This is a genomic window from Candidatus Obscuribacterales bacterium (assembly GCA_036703605.1).
In the GTDB taxonomy this organism is placed as follows: Bacteria; Cyanobacteriota; Cyanobacteriia; order RECH01; family RECH01; genus RECH01.
In genome coordinates, this window is record DATNRH010000795.1 from 1 (window position 1) to 18205 (window position 18205).

Annotated in this window: 16 protein-coding genes and 1 tRNA gene; 10 read left to right on the forward strand and 7 right to left on the reverse strand. The window is 53.4% G+C overall.

The window, feature by feature from the left end; translation table 11 throughout:
* From proC to V6D20_16485, 3 genes are all read left to right on the forward strand, one after another.
* Window positions 1-582: pyrroline-5-carboxylate reductase (gene proC / locus V6D20_16475; GenBank protein ID HEY9817376.1), on the forward strand; the 582-nt coding region annotated here is incomplete at its 5' end.
* 7 nt (window positions 583-589) lie between these two features.
* Window positions 590-1429 (forward strand): pantothenate kinase, encoded by an 840-nt coding sequence (locus V6D20_16480; protein ID HEY9817377.1) that lies wholly within the window; start codon window positions 590-592, stop codon window positions 1427-1429.
* 114 nt (window positions 1430-1543) lie between these two features.
* Window positions 1544-1714, forward strand: a complete 171-nt coding sequence (locus V6D20_16485; GenBank protein HEY9817378.1) for a hypothetical protein — start codon at window positions 1544-1546, stop codon at window positions 1712-1714.
* A gap of 90 nt (window positions 1715-1804) precedes the next feature.
* Here V6D20_16485 and V6D20_16490 read toward each other — a convergent pair whose 3' ends face one another.
* On the reverse strand, window positions 1805-2827 hold the full coding sequence (locus V6D20_16490; GenBank protein HEY9817379.1) for a hypothetical protein: 1023 nt from the start codon (window positions 2825-2827) through the stop codon (window positions 1805-1807).
* A gap of 524 nt (window positions 2828-3351) precedes the next feature.
* Between V6D20_16490 and V6D20_16495 the strand changes: the two genes are divergently transcribed.
* The 3 genes from V6D20_16495 to V6D20_16505 all read left to right on the forward strand — a co-directional run bounded on the left by V6D20_16495 (window position 3352) and on the right by V6D20_16505 (window position 7907).
* On the forward strand, window positions 3352-5352 hold the full coding sequence (locus V6D20_16495) for a GspE/PulE family protein (GenBank protein ID HEY9817380.1): 2001 nt from the start codon (window positions 3352-3354) through the stop codon (window positions 5350-5352).
* Between the two features lie 116 nt (window positions 5353-5468).
* Entirely contained in the window at window positions 5469-6584 is a 1116-nt protein-coding gene (locus V6D20_16500) for a type IV pilus twitching motility protein PilT (protein ID HEY9817381.1), read from the forward strand.
* A gap of 99 nt (window positions 6585-6683) precedes the next feature.
* Window positions 6684-7907, forward strand: a complete 1224-nt coding sequence (locus tag V6D20_16505) for a type II secretion system F family protein (protein HEY9817382.1) — start codon at window positions 6684-6686, stop codon at window positions 7905-7907.
* 97 nt (window positions 7908-8004) lie between these two features.
* Here V6D20_16505 and V6D20_16510 read toward each other — a convergent pair.
* From V6D20_16510 to V6D20_16535, 6 genes are all read right to left on the reverse strand, one after another.
* Window positions 8005-8091 (reverse strand) — tRNA-Ser (locus V6D20_16510).
* 124 nt (window positions 8092-8215) lie between these two features.
* A complete protein-coding gene (locus V6D20_16515; GenBank protein ID HEY9817383.1) occupies window positions 8216-9889 on the reverse strand; it encodes a GH3 auxin-responsive promoter family protein in 1674 nt (557 codons plus the stop codon).
* 87 nt (window positions 9890-9976) lie between these two features.
* A complete protein-coding gene (locus V6D20_16520; protein HEY9817384.1) occupies window positions 9977-10795 on the reverse strand; it encodes a sugar ABC transporter permease in 819 nt (272 codons plus the stop codon).
* A 47-nt stretch (window positions 10796-10842) separates the two neighbouring features.
* Window positions 10843-12180, reverse strand: coding sequence for an ABC transporter substrate-binding protein (locus tag V6D20_16525; GenBank protein HEY9817385.1), 1338 nt, complete (start codon window positions 12178-12180; stop codon window positions 10843-10845).
* 164 nt (window positions 12181-12344) lie between these two features.
* Window positions 12345-13751 (reverse strand): decarboxylating NADP(+)-dependent phosphogluconate dehydrogenase, encoded by a 1407-nt coding sequence (gene gnd / locus V6D20_16530; protein ID HEY9817386.1) that lies wholly within the window; start codon window positions 13749-13751, stop codon window positions 12345-12347.
* A 688-nt stretch (window positions 13752-14439) separates the two neighbouring features.
* On the reverse strand, window positions 14440-14583 hold the full coding sequence (locus V6D20_16535; protein HEY9817387.1) for a chlorophyll a/b-binding protein: 144 nt from the start codon (window positions 14581-14583) through the stop codon (window positions 14440-14442).
* A gap of 395 nt (window positions 14584-14978) precedes the next feature.
* On the opposite strand from V6D20_16535, the gene V6D20_16540 reads away from it, so the two are divergent.
* The 4 genes from V6D20_16540 to V6D20_16555 form a co-directional block, all read left to right on the forward strand.
* Window positions 14979-16052, forward strand: a complete 1074-nt coding sequence (locus V6D20_16540; GenBank protein ID HEY9817388.1) for a potassium channel protein — start codon at window positions 14979-14981, stop codon at window positions 16050-16052.
* A 69-nt stretch (window positions 16053-16121) separates the two neighbouring features.
* Complete coding sequence (locus tag V6D20_16545; protein ID HEY9817389.1) at window positions 16122-16784, forward strand: ribosomal protein L7/L12; 663 nt, start codon at window positions 16122-16124, stop codon at window positions 16782-16784.
* 46 nt (window positions 16785-16830) lie between these two features.
* The gene (locus V6D20_16550) at window positions 16831-17217 is read left to right on the forward strand and encodes a DUF423 domain-containing protein (protein HEY9817390.1); all 387 of its coding nucleotides are present in this window, start codon (window positions 16831-16833) and stop codon (window positions 17215-17217) included.
* A gap of 576 nt (window positions 17218-17793) precedes the next feature.
* Window positions 17794-18205: hypothetical protein (locus V6D20_16555; protein HEY9817391.1), on the forward strand; the 412-nt coding region annotated here is incomplete at its 3' end.

An 18205-nucleotide genomic window follows, 5' to 3' on the forward strand; every position in this document is an offset into this window, starting at 1 on the left:
TTTACCGCCGTAGCTGCTCAGCTAACGTCCTGTCATCCCGATCAAGTTGTGCTATCGATTCTGGCAGGGGTACCCCTCCAGCGTTTAGAAGCAGCTTTTCCAGGACAGCCGGTGATTCGGGCTATGCCTAATACTCCTGCAACGGTGGGCGCTGGCATCACCGCGATCGCCCTTGGACAACACACTACATCCGTCCATCGTGATCAGGCCCACCAAATTTTTCAAGCCGTGGGCGAGGTGGTGGACGTGCCCGAATCGCTGATGGATGCCGTGACGGGATTGTCCGGCTCGGGGCCAGGGTATGTAGCGGTGATCATAGAAGCGCTGATCGATGGCGGCGTGGCCGTTGGCCTACCCCGTGCCACCGCCACCCAGCTTGCTCTGCAAACGCTACGCGGTACGGCCGAGTTGCTGAAAACCACGGGTTTACATCCAGCAGAACTGAAAGATCGGGTGACTAGCCCCGGCGGTACAACTATTGCCGGCATTGCTCAACTCGAACAGGCAGGCGTGCGATCGGCTCTGATCAAAGCGGTGCAGGCTGCCCACCAGCGATCGCAAGATCTTGGACGTTCGAGTTAGTCCCAAGATGACTCCGCCCTTACCTTGCTTTGCCCTTGCCATCGGCAACTCTCGCCTCCACTGGCTGTGGGAACTCTCGCCCCAACTTCCCATCACTTGGCATACGTCCCATCTTTCTAGGGAAGCGATCGCCTACTGGTTACTCCACCGCTGCCAGGCTCAAGCTTTGCCAAACGGAGCCCTGATGGTGGACGACGATCGCAGCCTGCTGTGCCTCCAGCAACCGCTCTGGGACGGGCCGCCACCGCTGTTGCATATTGCATCGGTTGTCCCGACACAAACTCGATTGTGGCAAGACTTGTATACCCCCGTTCACTGCCTGAGCCTGGCAGATGTGCCCCTGAGCGGCCTCTATCCCAGCCTCGGACTCGACCGGGCTATTGCCCTCTGGGGGCTGATTGCTCACCGGCGATCGCCCGCCCTGGTCATTGATGCCGGCACCGCCCTTACCTTCACCGGAGCCGATGCTCACCGTCGCTTGGTCGGCGGCGCGATTTTACCGGGGCTGGCGTTACAACTGCGATCGCTCTCTCAGCAAACCGCCGCCCTGCCCTGGTTGGATGCCAAAGCCTTGCATCAGCCTAAGCGCTGGGCCAGCACCACCGAGACTGCCATCTACAGCGGCGTGCTCCACACCCTGCTAGCCGGTCTGAAAGACTTTGTGCAGGCTTGGCAACAGGACTATCCCACCAGTGCGATCGCTCTCACCGGCGGCGATGCGCCCCTGCTCTACCACCACCTCCAGCAAACGATCCCTACCCTTGCCCAAACCCTGGATCTCATGCCCAGCCTTCTCATGGTAGGACTGCGATCGCTGACCTGTGAGTCTATGAAGAAACGTAATTGAATCTAAACCTTGGTTACGAGATCCCCAGTTCCAGTCCTGCTCAAAAGCTAGGGAATGGTACGGTTATGTCTACGGTTTTAAGACTCACATTGGGAACACAGTAAGGCAAGTCCTATGTATAACAAAGACTCCCGCAAAGATTGGCTTGGCGCAGTGGTCACGGCTGGTTTAGGCGCAGGCATCGTCACCACATTTGCTATTAGCCAAGGGCAACATCCACTGATGGCTTTGGGGATCACTGGGTTCGCGATCGCAGCGACATTAGTGATTGATCACTACTCGTAACATCTATACATAGACCTGGGAATATCTCGATCTGTCTCCAGTCATAGCCCTTGATATGGCTGGAGGTGGCTCGATCTTCTGTTCAACAGTCTAAGCCATCATGGGCATTGGATCCGTTGACTGCACGCGATGCATTCCCGCCGCTTCAAATCGCTGGAACGCTTCCTCTGCTGCATCCGTAAAGTCCACCACTCCTGGCACCACCACGGGAGACATGCAATCTTCTAAGAGATAGACCCGTTGAGCGATCGCTGGATCAACGGCTTGGATATGGGTCAGCAGATCCTCCACTGTCCAGGCCACGCAGTGGCTTTTGGCCTGTCCAGCAATATAAATCGCATCAAACGAGAGCAGATGATTCATCAACCCTTGATTGGCTTGAGCGATCGCTTGCTGTTGATCATCCTGCATAATTTCTGGCTTGAGTACAGAATAGTTTTCCGTCAGCGGATGATCGCCCTTAAGTTCAAACCGCGTTGGCCATTGACGCGCAATGGAATGAAAGAAGCAAGCCTCTTCCACCGCTGCCACCAAGGCATGGCCAATGCCCCCCAGCATGGAATGATAGGGCCAAATTGTGAGCGGATATTTGCCATCTTGGGATAGTTGGCGCACATAATACAGCCCATAGCGCTGCAGAGCTTCGACATCACCTTGGGTAACCTGGGGAGCGATCGCTGGATTGACGCGCCAACGCCCCTGCTCCACATCCGTTGCTGAAATCATGGTCATCGCCGGTGGATGCTCGCCCTGCTCGTTCACCCAAAATACCGCATGGAAAATTTGCAGCGCCGTGTGGGTGTCGAGGGTGGGAATAATTTCGGTAATGGCTCCTAGATTACGATAGATGAAGTCACAAAGCCGCACATTGTCTGCGATCGCTCCTGTCCCCGATCGCCCGCCCACAAACAGTTCAAACTGCGGCAGGCAAAATGTATTTTGCACATCAATCGCCAAAAGGGCAATGCGGATATGATCCTGGCTAGACGGCGGAATGTCATAGCACTGGGCCCAAGCTGCGGCCTGGGCAGCCCGTTGCTCGTAGGGAACCGGCCACACAGCGCCTACCTTAGATGGATCAAAATAGTCAGGCAAGGGTAAAGCGATCGCCATCGTCTTTTAGTATCTCCATATCATCCCGTTGTCTCTAGGGTACCTATAGCCACGACTCTTGTGGGCTGTTGGGTTACAGATGTCCCGCAGCATGATCGCCCATCCCCAAGCTCTGCCCCGTAGCTGCCCTAGTCTGAGCATTTGCCTGCCTGGGCTTCACGCCCATAAAGCATTTAAAGTCAGTCCAGCGATCATCTTAATCTAGTAAACGCTATGATTTGGGCAACATCAAACATTGGGGCATGAGCTTGTCTAGTCCTGAACACCATTCCGTTTTGGGAGAGGCTATCATCTAGGCATGACAATCGTCCAACGGCTTGGCGTAGCGATCGCCATCCCCTTAGCCGTTCCCCCACCATTCCCCAGTCAGACTGACCTGGCAAGCGCCTGGGTTTGTCTAAGCAACTCAGCCGGTGCTCATTCGTCTCACCCACCGCACCCTTAAAATGCTGCCATTGATTATGAAGCTCTGATGAAGGGTTCTGGGAATACTGACTCATACTAAGGAGATTTTGACAGTAGATATGGCTAATTCCTCGTCGCGGCGTGCCCTAGTCGTCCAGCATAATTTCTCTCCCTTCAGCAACAAACTGGTTCAATCTGGCTATGCAGATACCGACCAAATGCAGCAGGCATTGGTCGAAAGCCGCAAGTCTGGACGGCCTTTGACTGATGTTTTAGAGGTGATCACCGGCAAACGACTGCCTCCCGATCTCATTCGTCAGTATAAGAAACAGCAGCTTTTTGAGCTGAAGATTCTCTACGGCGTTGAGTCCCTCGACCCTGAAATTAGCCAAATTTCTACGAGTCAAGTTGCGACGTTGATTGATAACCTGATTCCCGTTGACGTGTGTCGGCGCTATCAGCTTATCCCCCTCTCTAGAAACGATGAGGAGCCGCCTTCTGTCCTCATTGCCATGGTTAATCCTGATGACCTTGGTGCCCAGGATGACCTCAACCGGATTCTGCGCCCCCAGGGCTTAGCCCTGCAGCGTATGGTGATCACCAATGAAGATTACCAGCGCATCATCTCCAAATATTTAGACGAGAAGGTTGAGCAAGACAAGCAGCGCGAGCGCGAGTCCAAGGTTGACGTTAAGTCTGATCTAGAAGAGCTTGAATATCTTGAACTAGAAGAAGATCTCGGCGATGCTGAAGCCAACCTAGACGATGCTCTCCAGGATGCAGAAGCTGCTCCGGTTATTGCCTTGGTTAACAAAATCTTGGTCAAAGCGCTGCAGGAAGAGGTCTCCGATATTCACATCGAACCTCAGGAAGAGCATCTGCGTATCCGCTTCCGCAAAGATGGGGTGTTGCGTCAAGCCTTCGATCCGCTGCCGAAGAAGATTATTGCTGCCGTCACCGCCCGGTTTAAAATCATCGCCAGCCTTGATATTGCCGAGCGCCGCTTGCCTCAGGATGGAAGGATTCGCCGTATCTTTGATGGACGGAAAGTAGATTTCCGGGTCAACACGCTTCCCAGTCGCTACGGGGAAAAGGTGTGTGCCCGGATTCTGGATAACTCCTCAACCCAACTCGGGCTCGATAAGCTGATCACCGATCCTGATAGCCTACACATCGTTCAAGAGATGGTAGCGCGTCCCTTCGGGCTGATCTTGGTGACGGGGCCCACCGGTTCCGGGAAAACCACCACGCTGTACTCTGCCCTAGCGGAACGAAACGACCCTGGTGTCAACATTAGTACCGCGGAAGACCCGATTGAATATTCCCTGCCTGGGCTAACTCAGGTGCAGGTGATTCGGGAAAAAGGCATGGACTTTGCTTCCATTCTGCGTGCCTTCCTGCGTCAAGATCCTGATGTGATTCTGGTGGGTGAGACCCGTGACCGAGAAACGGCGAAAACAGCTATTGAGGCTGCCTTGACTGGACACTTGGTATTAACCACCCTGCACACCAACGATGCTGCCAGTGCGATCGCTCGTCTAGATGAAATGGGCGTAGAGCCGTTCATGGTGTCTAGCTCCCTCATCGGTGTATTGGCTCAGCGTCTGATGCGCCGCGTTTGTTTTGAATGCCGCATTCCCTATACGCCCACGCCAGAAGATCTGGCTCGCTTTGGACTAAGCGTTGCCCGGGACTCAGATTTCACCTTCTATCGGGCTAACAGCCTCCAGCCGGACGAAATTCAGGCAGCTCGGGAACGGAATGAACTGTGCTCAACTTGCAGCGGCATTGGCTATAAAGGACGATCCGGGGTTTATGAGATTATGCGCATTACCGAAAATCTGCAAACCCTGATTACGCAAGGAGCCCCCACCGAGCGTATTAAGGAAGTTGCCGTGGAAGAAGGAATGCAAACCCTACTGGCCTATAGCCTCAACCTCGTGCGACAAGGGGCGACGACCCTCGAAGAAGTAGAACGGGTCACCTTCACCGACACCGGCTTAGAGTCTGAACTGAAGGCGAAACGCAAAACCTCACTTACCTGTCGAGTATGTAGCGCCGAACTTAAAGCAGAGTGGCTCGACTGTCCCTACTGCACGACCCCTCGATTCCAAGACTAGTGATGTCAGGTCTGCGAAAATTCGCGGGTATCTTAACTTCATGACGTCATGCATAGCCTTAGGCAGGAAATCATCCCGCCCACCAACGTTAGCCAACATTTGGAGGATCGTAGACCATGGATCTAATGATTGAAGATCTGATGGAACAACTGGTAGAAATGGGAGGCTCAGATTTACACCTCTCCGCTGGTCTACCACCTTACTTCCGGATTAGCGGACACCTCACCCCTATTGGCGATGAGCCCCTGACCTCTGAGCAATGTCAGCGACTCATCTTCAGTATGTTAAACAACAACCAGCGGAAAATGCTGGAGCAAAACTGGGAATTAGACTGCTCCTATGGGGTGAAAGGCTTGGCTCGATTCCGGGTCAATGTGTACAAAGATCGAGGCACCTATGCAGCCTGTCTACGGGCCCTCAGCTCTAAAATTCCTAGCTTTGACAAATTAGGCCTGCCCGATGTGGTGCGGGAAATGGCTGAAAAGCCTCGGGGGTTAGTGTTGGTCACGGGGCCCACCGGGTCGGGGAAAACCACCACCCTGGCTGCCATGATTGACCTGATCAATCGCACGCGGGCAGAGCATATTCTCACCGTAGAAGACCCGATTGAGTTTGTCTACGAACCCATCAAGAGCCTGATTCACCAACGGCAGCTTGGGGAAGATACTAAGAGTTTTGCCAATGCGTTAAGAGCAGCCCTGCGGGAAGATCCAGATATCATTCTGGTGGGTGAAATGCGGGACTTGGAAACGATTTCCCTCGCCATTTCGGCAGCAGAAACCGGTCACCTTGTGTTCGGTACCTTGCACACCAGCTCCGCTGCTCAAACCGTTGATCGGATGATCGACGTCTTTCCTTCAGAGCGCCAAACCCAGGTACGGGTGCAGCTATCCAACTCCCTAGTTGCTGTTTTCAGCCAAACCCTGGTGGCCCGTAAAAATCCAAAACCCAATGAATTTGGGCGGATTATGGCTCAGGAAATCATGATTGTGACTCCAGCTATCTCCAACCTGATTCGGGAAGGTAAAACCTCTCAGATTTACTCGGCCATTCAAACCGGCGGGAAACTTGGGATGGTCACCTTGGAAAAAGTTTTAGCCGATCTTTACAAAGCGGGCAGTATTACCTTCGAATCTGCGATGTCGAATACATCTCGCTCTGATGAGCTGCAACGGTTGATTGGCCCAGTCGCCGGTACTCCCAGCGGCAAGAATGCTTACGCGAATCGCTAAGGTTTGCTAGGATTCTGGCAAGAGCGATCGCCTCCCCATGAGCGATCGCCTGCTGTCGTCATAGTCTTCTGTCTCAATCCTTTCGCCTTCACATGAGTTATGCCTACTTACGACGTTAAAGCTAGAGATTCCAAGGGGAATCCAAAGCGGCAAAAGATCATTGCCAGTTCTCCTGCCGAAGCACGTACTACTCTACGAGAGCAGGGTCTTTATGTTCAGGAGCTGAGTGAAGCTCAGGGCATGATGAACTTTGACTTAGAGCAGTTGTCAACCGCTTTGACATCTGTCTCTGTCAAGGATAAAGCCATTTTTTCTCGGCAGTTTGCAGTACTCATCAATGCGGGGGTAGCCTTAGTCCGCAGTTTAGGAGTATTGGCTGACCAATGTCCCAACCCAAAACTCAAAAAAGCGCTGCAGCAAATTAATGCGGATGTCCAACAGGGGACGAACCTGTCGGACTCGATGCGTAAGCATCCCCAATGTTTTGATGGTCTGTACGTCAGTATGGTGCAGGCGGGTGAAGTAGGGGGGGTCTTGGATGAAGTGATGAATCGCCTCGCCAAACTGCTGGAAGACGTTGCCCGGTTGAATAACCAAATTAAATCGGCGATGACCTATCCGGTGGCGGTGGGGTTCATTGCTGTGGTCATTTTCATCGGTATGACCGTCTTCTTGATCCCGATTTTTGCCGATATGTTCGAACAGTTGGGTGGGGACTTGCCCTTCTTTACCAAACTCATGATGGCGGTTAGCGACTTTTTGCGCACGCCCATTTATGTAGTCGGCATTATTGTGGTGGTGGTAGCCATTGTGGTGTCATTCCGCCAATATTACAAAACCCGCATCGGTCGTGAAACCATCGATCGCATCTCCTTGAAAGCGCCTCTGTTCGGCGACTTGATTCAAAAAAATGCCACCGCTCGTTTTTGCCGGACCTTTGGGTCGTTGTCGCGATCGGGGGTGCCGATCTTGACGGCGCTAGAAATTGTCCGCGATACCGCTGGCAACCAGGTGATTTCCAATGCCATTGACCAAGCGCGGCGAGAGGTGCAAACTGGCGGCATGATTAGCTTGGCTCTGCAGCGAGAGCAGGTTTTCCCTATCATGGCTATTCAGATGATTAGTATTGGGGAAGAAACTGGAGAAATTGATTCCATGCTCATGAAGGTAGCAGACTTCTATGAAGATGAGGTGGAACAAGCCGTGAAGGCGCTCACCAGTATCATGGAACCGATCATGATTGTGGTTTTGGGGGGGATGGTTGGCTCCATTCTTGTGGCGCTGTACCTACCGATCTTTAAGATCATGGATCAGATTGGCTAGAGACGTGCTGCATCCTAACAGGACAGAAAGCCAGCGTGAGACATGAAGACAGAAAGCGGGGGATATCCTCCGCTTTTGTTATGTTGACGATTTTGAACGGAGAGGGGGGGATTCGAACCCCCGTTAGGTTTGACCCTAAAACAGATTTCGAGTCTGCCGCATTCAACCGCTCTGCCACCTCTCCAGAGCTTGGTTTACACAATAGGGCTGCGATCGCAGCGTTATGTATTCTCACAGCTTACCAGTTTAGCCTATCTTGTCCCAGCCTTGCGCATTGTCTGACACATTCATCAGGCAAGGTGGTGCCCCTAGAGGACGATTTCCTGCTCAACTTCAATGCCATCCATGAAGGAGCGATCGCCACTGATATGGGGAAACTTAAGCTGGGCCTCGGTCATGCCAGGTTTGAGCTGACGGGCATAGAGGATGGTAAAACTACCGGGCGCTAAAAGTCGCAGTCGGGGCTCACCGATTTCACCGGATGTGCGTTTTTCGCCATAGCTGGCATTTTCGTTTTGTAGATAGCGATCGCACTGATCCAAAAATGCTTGGGGATCCTCTAAGGGACTGTCGGCTGACACTTCGACATTGATCACATAGTAAGCAAAGGTGATCTGCTCTGATAGGGTGATGCAAAAGTCTTTAAGCTGTACGCCATGATCGCGCTGGGCGGCTTGCAGGGCTCGTGTTGCATGGTATTCGGTTGTTTTTTCTGTTGTGGCTGATAGGGTGCCGCCTTGGCGATAGCGAAACACAATCAGCGGTGCTTGTTCGTAGAAGCCGATGACCTCGACCACATCACCCAGGTCATAACGGTAGAAGCCGGCGTAGTTAGTAATCAAAATGCGGTAGAACTCGCCAACTTTGACCTCAGTGGCTAACAGGGTTTTGGGTTGCTCCACCTGCCATTGATCGGCGGGAATAAATTCAAAGAAACCATTGTCGATGGCTAGGATTGCTCCCTCACTCTCAAAATGCCAATGGACTCCAAAGGTGGCTTCCGCTGAGGCGTAGGTGCCGCCAAAAATTGGTAGATCGCCAAAGTGCTCAGCAAAGCGCTGGAAATAAAAGTTAGAGGTGCCGCCCTTGGCTGTGATCACAAAGGCGAGATTCGGCCAGATTTGTCGAGGTGTGAGCGTACCAGTGTCCTTGAGGATCTGACGCAGTTCAGCGGCACGCCGAGGTTGGGGGCGGATCAGGTGTTCTAGGGTTTGACGCAGATCCGGTTCAATCGATAGGTCTGTGGGTATGGTACCGGCGGCCAGGTCGTCTAGGAGGCGATCGCGGAATCGATCTAGATAGTCGCACAGGCGGAGCACCAGAACGGGGAAGGTTGCGCCGATCAGCCCTGTATGACGGTTGCCCATGGCAAAGAGCAGGCATACATAGTGACGGGCAATGGGATTAGAAATTTTGAGGGCATCATAGGGCTGGGAAAATACGTAGCGATAGATGCGATCGCTCAACCGTAACCCGCTGCTGCTGACATGGCCGTAGGGAATACCGCCTTGGGTGACACCTGTACTGATCACGGCGGTGGTAATCAACAATTGGCCCAGTGGACGCTTTTGCTGGCGAGCTAGGGTTAGGGCAAACCCCATGGCGACTTGATTGGTGCGATTGATCAACCGCTGCGATCGCTTGGTGACCACAATAAATTTACGATCGCCAGTCGTTCCGCTGGTGACATTGAGACCTATCAACGGATCGGGGGTAACAATATTGTGCTCTCCATTTGCAACCCGCTGTAGGTAGGGGCTGTATCGGCTATAGGGCCAGATGGGCACCTGTTCGCGAAATTGATCTACCGTTTGGATGTTGGACAACCCCAGCATTTTTCCCACTTCCGTGGTTTCTTGCACCCGCAATAACTCCAGCAAAAACTGCTCTTGCACCGCCTCCACCCGTCGGGTTTTGCGAATGAACTGGTTTCGGAGTCGCCGGGTTACCAGTGAAACCAAGACCAACACCGGATTTAGCATTCTTCCACTCTCATGTCATGGTTTATCGGATCTATTCCAGTCAACAGTGTCCCATACGTCGCTTGATCTATCGCAAGATAGCGGCTTTTAGGAGTCACTGGCACGCAGTTGTAGATAGACCAGGGCGATCGCCACTCCCAGTAATAGGGTGGCTGCCGCCGCTGCATAGCCCCAGTCGAATTGGGCAAAGGCTTGATTGTAGATGTAAAACACGAGCAAATTGGTGGAGTTGAGGGGCCCACCGCCGGTGATCACGTAGGGTTGCTCGAAGCTGCGCAGGGTGAAAATTGTTGTGGTGACAGCGGCAAATATTAGGGTGGGGCGCAGGCAGGGTAGGGTGATATACCAAAAGGTTTGCCAACGCCCAGCCCCATCGAGCCGAGCTGCTTCATAGAGGCTCACGGGAATTGTTTGCAGGCCCGCAAGGAATACGACTAGGTTAAACCCTAGCTGTTTCCAACTGCTGAGCACAATGAGCACGACCATCGCCCATGGCGTATTGCTTAACCAAGCAATGGGGCTGATCCCCATGATCTCCAGCAGGCTATTCACCGGGCCATCAGTTTGAAATAGCCAACGAAACCCTAAACCCGTTGCTACCAATGATGTGACAGACGGGATGAAATAGGCGGTGCGTAAGATGCCCTGGAGGGCGATCGCTCGATTCAGCCCCACCGCCAACAGCAGGGGCACCACTAAGCTGGGGATCACAGTGCCGATGGTGAAAGATAGAGTATTGCCGATCACCTGCCAAAGGTCGGGATCGGCTAAGAGTCGTTGATAATTCTGGCTGCCTACCCACTGCAGACCGCTGCGGGTGAAACTGCCGGTGGTGAAGCTTAGTCCTACCAAATACAGGATAGGAAAGCCTACGAAAACGCCGAGCAATAAAAGGGCTGGCGTCAAGAACAGCCACGCTGTGCGCGTGTTCTGGGGGGAGGCAGAGGTCGGCATTAGGCATCGCCCTGCAGCAGGGTTTGGGTTTCTTGAACGATCGCTTGAATAGCTTGTTCTGGGGGGAGGCGATCGGTGATAGCTGCGTGTAGATAGCGCTGCAGGATCTCTGAAGCTTGAGTATATTGCGGAACGGCGGGGCGGCGCACGGAGCGCTCTAGCATGGGCAGCAGGTCAGGGTAGTGATGATAGTGTTGCAAAATAGCGGGATCGCTGTAGAGGCTGATGCGGCTGGGAAGATAGCCAACCTCTAGGGCAAAGCGCCGCTGAATCTGTCGCTGAGTGAAAAACTGTACTGCTGTCCAAGCAGCATCAGCATGGGGCGTGGAGGCGGCGATCGCCAACCCCCAGCCTCCCTGACAGCCTCGACTGACCTGACCTGGGGCATGAACGACGGGAGCGATCGCCACCATACCGCTGACGGGTGATTCACTGGAATTGACCGTGGCCCAGGTTTCTGGCCAATTGCGTAAGAAAACTGCTTCACCATCTTGAAACAGCCGATAGGTTTCCTCTTCGCTATAGGTCGTTACTCGCTCTGGGGCAATGCCTTGGGTGATGGTGCGGCGCAAAAACTGGATGGCCTGCAGCGCGGCCGGACTATCTAGCTCCACGGCTAGGGTGTCAGGGTTAATCCAACTGCCGCCATAGCCCGCCAAAACTTCCATAAAGGCCGCTGTTAGCCCCTCAGACGATCGCCCCTGCCACAGATAGCCCCAAGTGGCGACTTGTTGCGATCGCAAGGCTTCAGCCGTGGTCAATAGGTCATCAAACGTTGTAGGCACTGGTAGATTAGCTTGCTGGAGTAAATCTTGGCGGTAGTGCAAAACGCCAAGATCTGAGCGTAGGGGAATGCGATATAGGCGATCTTGGTAGCGCCCGCCCGCCAAGTCATTGGGTAAAAAGTCTTCTAGATCATCTGCTGAGGGGCGATCGCTCACATCCAGCAACCAACCTGCCGCCGCAAATCGGGGCACCCAGATAATATCGGCATAGACCAGATCAAAGGTGGCATTGCCCTGCTCAAAGGCATCGGCATAAATGGCTTCTAAGTCATCGGTGGACTCATGGGCTTCCACCAAAGCAATGTGAATATCGGGATGCTGACGTTCAAACTCAGCAATCACCTGCTGCCACCGCACTGACTCAATGCCCGACAGTGCCATGGTCAGGGTGATGGTGGATGAGCCAGCCTGGCAACTCACAGCAAGCCCCAGGGTTGCCAAAAAGAGTCCACACACAGATAACCTGCGTACCCAATGGGGCATCAACCAGCCAACCAACCAAGATAGGAGCGATCGCACCATCGCTAACGATAACCCATGGGAATCCTGCATGGTGATCATAAGACAATCCCAAGCAGAGCGCTATGATCCTATGCCCCCCTGGGATGGGGGGCGGGATGCTCATTGAGATGCTAATGGGGTCGCTACATCCCTGAGGATGGTCATCAGACGCCTCTCAGGGGATCCAGCAGCGATCGCTTAGAACCCAGTTGGCATTAGAACCAGTTGGCGTGGAATACTCCGGGCTTATCCGTGCGCTCAAAGGTGTGGGCACCGAAGTAGTCGCGCTGGGCCTGGGTGAGGTTTTGGGGGAGGCGATCGCGGCGATAGCTATCAAAATAGTCGAGGGATGCGCTAAAGGCAGGCACTGCAATCCCTAACCGTGCTGCCAGACAAATCACCTCGCGCCATGCCTCTTGGCGATCCAGAATCGTTTGCTTGAATTCTGGTGCTAACAGCAAGTTGGGCAACTGGGGATCATCCTTGAAGGCTTTTGTGATCTTGTTCAAGAAGCCCGCTCGAATGATGCAGCCGCCTTTCCAAATGCGGGCGGTTTCGCTCAAGTTCAAGTCATAGCTAAACTCCCGCGATGCCGTACTTAAGAGCGCCATCCCTTGGGCATAGGAGCAAATCTTGGAGCAATAGAGGGCATCGCGCACCTTGTCGATCAAGGCTGCTACATCGCCGTCATACTTGCCCGTTGGCCCCGCAAGCTGCTGGGCAGCAGCCATCCGCTCATCCTTGATGGACGACATAATCCGGGCATTCACCGCCGCCGTAATCGTGGGAATGCTGACGCCCAATTCCAGCGCGCTGACCACCGTCCAGCGACCAGTACCCTTTTGTCCGGCGGCATCCTTGATCAGTTCCACCAACGGTAAACCTGTATCCTCATCCATTTGCGTGAAAATATCAGCGGTGATTTCCACGAGGAAGGAGTTGAGTTCATCCGTCGTGTTCCAATCGGCAAACACCTCATGCAGTTGGGTGTGGTTGAGCCCACCTGTATTTTTGAGAATGTCGTAGGCTTCGGCAATGAGCTGCATGTCGCCATATTCGATGCCGTTGTGCACCATTTTGACGTAGTGCCCGGCTCCGCCTTGACCGATGTAGGTGACGCAGGGGCCATCATCGACCTGGGCAGCAATCTTGGTCATGATGGGCTCGATTTCGCTGTAGGCAGCTTTCGTGCCTCCTGGCATCAAGCTGGGGCCGTTGAGGGCACCCTCTTCGCCACCGCTGACGCCCATGCCGATAAACTGTAGTCCTGCGGCTTCTAGAGACTCCACACGGCGATCGGTGTCGGTGTACAACGAGTTGCCGCCATCAATGATCATGTCCCCCTCATCCAAAAGTGGCTTGAGTTGATCAATCACTGCATCTACAGGGCCACCAGCTTTCACCATGATCAGGATTTTCCGGGGACGCTCTAGGGCTTGGACAAACTCTTCTAGGGAATAGGTTGCCTGAACATTTTTGCCCTGGGCGCGGTTGGCCATGAAGGCCTCTGTTTTGTCGGGGGAGCGATTGTAGACGGCGATCGAAAAGCCGTTTCGCTCGACATTGAGGGCTAAGTTTTCGCCCATAACGGCTAAGCCGATTAAACCAAAGCTCTGTGCCATAGAATTTTTAGACCGTTCTGCAAGTGCTGAACAACATACTGTGTGTGCGCTAGAACCCCAACTCTGCCTGTTAAAGCATTGAGGCAAGCTCTGCGTGAGGACGTGATGAGCAGGAGTGTGACGTTGACATGGAACCTGAACGAGTGTAGACCCCATTCAGCGGCAAGGCGGACGCCATATCTGGATGGATAGCTATGGTCAGTTTGGTTGAGACGTGGCCTAGATGACTGTTCAACTGTCGGAACGTCTCCAGGTTTTTTGGATGTCCCAATCCGTGTGACGCTGGCTCAGCAGGAGGATCTACAGTTTGGATATCAGGTGGCTTGCTCTTGTCTGTATGGGCGATCGCCCTCAGAACGATCACCCCGTACCATCTCTTCAGACAAGACGACCTGGAAGACATCCGCCCATGAACAAGCTGTCGTCGGCGCTGCCTTCCATCAGAGTAAACAACGTTTCTGGATTTACGGTCTGGAACAAAGGTTTTTTTTATGGTATCGATGCAATTGGCCTTGCCGCGGGCCAACTTTTGCAAAAAAGCGATCGCCCCTGACCTGCCATCTTGGGCACTACGAGGGGCGATCGCTCTCCAAAACACGTAACTATCTGGCAATATTCAGCACTATTGAGGGCCGCTAGACATAAAAAAGGGAGCGATCGCTCCCTTTTGTGCTCTGAGACTGAGTTATTACATCAAGCCAATTTGAGTGAGAATGCCTTGACCGGTCAGTAGTTCAGTTGCGAGACCAATCACAAAGCCCATCATGGCAAGGCGGCCATTCCAGGTTTCTGCAAACTTTGTGAAGCCAAACTTGGTGTCTTGGTTTTCCATGGTTGTAAATCCTTTGTCTAGCGCGAATCCTTATGTCATAAAATTTAACACACTATTCGCAAGTCTGCAATATTTCGACATAGAAATCTCTTGACTGAAATTCACTAATCTGCATGGTCTATTGTTGCCTAGGGATCTTCTCTATGTTGTGACGTCTATGCTATGACGGGGTACGGCGGTGATAGCCGAAGAAGTGAGGCAATTCTGCTTGGTTGACTTGTGGGCGAGTCGTTAGCCTATGAAGATCTGCCTGCTTTTTGATCGCTAGCGGTCTCTGGTGGTTTCTTATGTCTAGTTGGTCTCTCAATCAAGTCTCTGGGGCGATCGCTCCGGGTAGAGCGATGACTTGCTATGCTGTCTCGGAAGTCTTTTCGCCAACGTGAGGATATAAGGCTGTGTCGTCGCGGCTTAGGCAAGAGGATCAGCGACTCCATAACGAACTAGTTTTGGGGTTGCTATCGTTTTTTGGAGTGACGGTAGTGGGTACGGTGGGCTACCGGGTGATCGAGGGGTGGCGCTGGCTAGATGCCGCCTATATGACCGTCATCACCCTCGCAACGGTAGGTTTTTCGGAAATTCAGCCCTTGAGCGACCAAGGGCGCTTGTTCACCATTTCTCTGATTTTTATGGGGGCGGTGAGCATTGCCTACATCGCCAATCGATTTACAGAAGCCATCATTCGCGGGTATTTTCAGGAAAGACTGCGACGGCGGAGCCAACAGCGCTTGATCGATACTCTTTCCCAGCACTACATCATTTGCGGATTTGGGCGCACGGGGCAGCAGGTGGCCCTGGAGTTTGCGGCGGAAAATATTGATTTTGTGGTGATTGATGCCAGTGCGGATGCGTTGATGGAGCGAGGCGCAGAAGACTATATCACCATTCAAGCTGATGCTACGTTGGATGAAACGCTCATACAGGCTGGCATCCAACAGGCTGCTTGTTTAGTGGCAGCCCTCCCCTCTGATGCAGAAAATCTCTACACCATCCTGTCTGCCAAGACGCTGAATCCCAACATTCGGGCGATCGCCCGTGCAAACACAGCAGAGGCTCTGAAAAAGCTACAGCGGGGTGGCGCAGATGCGGTGATTTCGCCCTATATTACCGGCGGCAAGCGCATGGCGGCAGCGGCTCTCCGTCCCCAGGTGATGGATTTTGTGGACGGTATTTTGACGGGTTCTGAGCGATCGTTCTACCTGGAGGAATTTCTTCTGGAACCCGAACACTGTCCCTGCATTGGTCTCACTCTCCATCAAGCTCAGTTGCGATCGCAGTCTGGAGCTTTGGTGCTAGCTATTAAACGGGCGGATCAAACCTTGGTGCCCGGGCCCACGGCCGATACGGCGCTGCAAGCTGGAGACCTGTTAATTTGCATGGGCACGGAAGAACAACTGCGGCGGCTGAATCAACTCATGGGGCCGATCCGCCATCGCCCGCCGCGCAAGCCACGCTTTCCGTCCAAGTCCTAGAATCAACCTCCTAGAATCAACTCCCTGTAAAATGTGGACAGGTTCCTGCCACCAATCTTGATGCTGTCGATGCTGTCTCGCCTACGCATACAACAACTGGCGATTGCCCTGTTGCTCACCCTTGGCCTCACAAGTACGGTGCTGTCGCTGCAGCGCTGGCGAGAACCCTCCCTCCCTCCCGCTGAACGTCAAGAACTGCTGGCTGCCCTACTCTTACTAGGCATCGCTCCCCTAGCTGGTTCGGCATGGCTAGGGCGATCGCTCCACCAAACGGCTCAAACCGCGCAAGACCGTCGGCTGCGATCCATTTTTTTCGAAAGTCTTCGGCTAGGTCAGGGGCGGGTAAATGTTCTCATGTTTTCCATGCAGTCCCATCTCTCCGGCAGTGATGCTAAAGCCTATCTCAGCGATCGCGCCCGGGAATTCAACGCCACCTTTGATGTGGATGACTCAGGAGGGCTCACCTATTGTTTTGATCTGGGCGACTATCCAGTCGCGCTGCCTGGTGCCGAGGTGACCTACAGCGTCGTGATCACGGCGATTCCCGATATCCATCGCCGGCAGGTGATCCGGGTCTTACAAAAGCTCACGGGGCTGAGCTGGAGCGATGTTAAAGCCCTAGCGAAAGAAACCCCTGCCTTGGTGAAAACTAAAGCGTCATTGTCCCTCGCCCAGGAGCTTCGTAGCCACTTGGAAGCTGTTGGTGCAACCGTCAGCATTTTGGTAGACTAACCGGTTTCCAGTACCCACTATCCTCAACGGAGGTCTTGCAAGCGTCATGAGTCGAGTGTTCGTCGCGATCGCCGCTATCTTAGCTGCCCTTGATGTGGCTGGAGGAGCCTTCGCCTCCCATGCTCTCCGTCCCCAGATAAGCGATCGCGCCCTAGAGATTTTTGAAACTGGGGTGCGCTACCAGATGTATCATGCGCTGGCTCTGCTGCTGATTGGCATTTTGCTGGGGCGGGCTCAGTCGGGTCAGGTGCTGTTAATTGTGGCAGGGTCGCTGTTGCTGGGCGGGATCGTGCTCTTCTCCGGCAGCCTATATCTACTCAGCTTTAGCAATATCCTTTGGCTGGGGATCATCACCCCCATCGGCGGCGTTGCCTTTTTAGCTGGCTGGATCTGCTTGGCGATCGCAGCATTCACGACGAAATTTCAAACCTAATCGTCTAGAGAGAGGTTCACGATGGGCAATGTAAATTCTCCTCCTTAGTCTACAATTCAGAGAAACGAGTGAACATGACTCGGCATTACCCATCATGGATACAGGCGTCCAGCTCAGCGTTACTTTACCGATGCGTGCATGAACCACCAAGACTTGCTTGCAGGACAAATTCTAATGAATCCTTAATACGAATAGTGTAGGCTATGGAGAAAAAGGCTAGTTTGTGGATGCGATCGTCGAGTTGCCCCACCCCTTTTGGCTCTCGATCGCTCTAGCACAACTCCATTCCCTCAGGTTCTGCATCCTGTATCAGTGCTGAACCATCCCACCAAGCCAACTCAGTCCAGCACCTCGCCCTCTAGTTTCTGACGTCTCATGGTTTGGCAACTTTGATGAAGTCGAGGGTTGGGATGCCTGCTCAACCATCCTAATTCAGGTGCTCTGGCATGATGGAAGGATGCAGCTTAGCCCACGGGTTACCCCCGCTCAATGCCTAGGGTGCGATCGCCAGAGATAGCTATTGGATGCACCCCTGCGAGATCGATTGCCGTATCTACACTTACCCCACCAACTGTCATGACCCCTTCATCTCCGCATCTATCTAATCGAGATAACGACGGAACTCCCACGCGGGGAACGTCTCGGAGCGCTGACTATGACGTAACCTCCCAAGTAATCACGACCACGGTCGTTGAAGACCACTCTGCCCTAACGGCAGACGTGGAATCACAAGTTGCTACGGTACAAGCTGCCGCAGGCGTAAGTGCATCCGTCATTGATCCAGGGCAGGGGGTGGATGATCCTCAGCTGGGTTCTGGTTCAGCACTGACCACCACCAAGGGATCCTTCACTTCGTTTCTGGCTCCTCTCACCCAAGACACCTTCCGTCGGGTGGTCACCGACGTCGAGCAAAAGCTAAGGGTGGTCAACGATACCCTCTCCATGCTGGAGGTGCAGGGGTTTGAAGCTATTTTAGAGGAAATGCTCA

Coding starts and splice junctions, on each gene's coding strand:
- gnd (HEY9817386.1), bottom strand. CDS start 13,751: ATGGCACAGAGCTTTGGTTTAATCGGCTTAGCCGTTATGGGCGAAAAC.
- V6D20_16525 (HEY9817385.1), bottom strand. CDS start 12,180: ATGCAGGATTCCCATGGGTTATCGTTAGCGATGGTGCGATCGCTCCTA.
- V6D20_16505 (HEY9817382.1), top strand. CDS start 6,684: ATGCCTACTTACGACGTTAAAGCTAGAGATTCCAAGGGGAATCCAAAG.
- V6D20_16515 (HEY9817383.1), bottom strand. CDS start 9,889: ATGCTAAATCCGGTGTTGGTCTTGGTTTCACTGGTAACCCGGCGACTC.
- V6D20_16495 (HEY9817380.1), top strand. CDS start 3,352: ATGGCTAATTCCTCGTCGCGGCGTGCCCTAGTCGTCCAGCATAATTTC.
- V6D20_16490 (HEY9817379.1), bottom strand. CDS start 2,827: ATGGCGATCGCTTTACCCTTGCCTGACTATTTTGATCCATCTAAGGTA.
- V6D20_16485 (HEY9817378.1), top strand. CDS start 1,544: ATGTATAACAAAGACTCCCGCAAAGATTGGCTTGGCGCAGTGGTCACG.
- V6D20_16550 (HEY9817390.1), top strand. CDS start 16,831: ATGAGTCGAGTGTTCGTCGCGATCGCCGCTATCTTAGCTGCCCTTGAT.
- V6D20_16480 (HEY9817377.1), top strand. CDS start 590: ATGACTCCGCCCTTACCTTGCTTTGCCCTTGCCATCGGCAACTCTCGC.
- V6D20_16500 (HEY9817381.1), top strand. CDS start 5,469: ATGGATCTAATGATTGAAGATCTGATGGAACAACTGGTAGAAATGGGA.
- V6D20_16545 (HEY9817389.1), top strand. CDS start 16,122: ATGCTGTCTCGCCTACGCATACAACAACTGGCGATTGCCCTGTTGCTC.
- V6D20_16535 (HEY9817387.1), bottom strand. CDS start 14,583: ATGGAAAACCAAGACACCAAGTTTGGCTTCACAAAGTTTGCAGAAACC.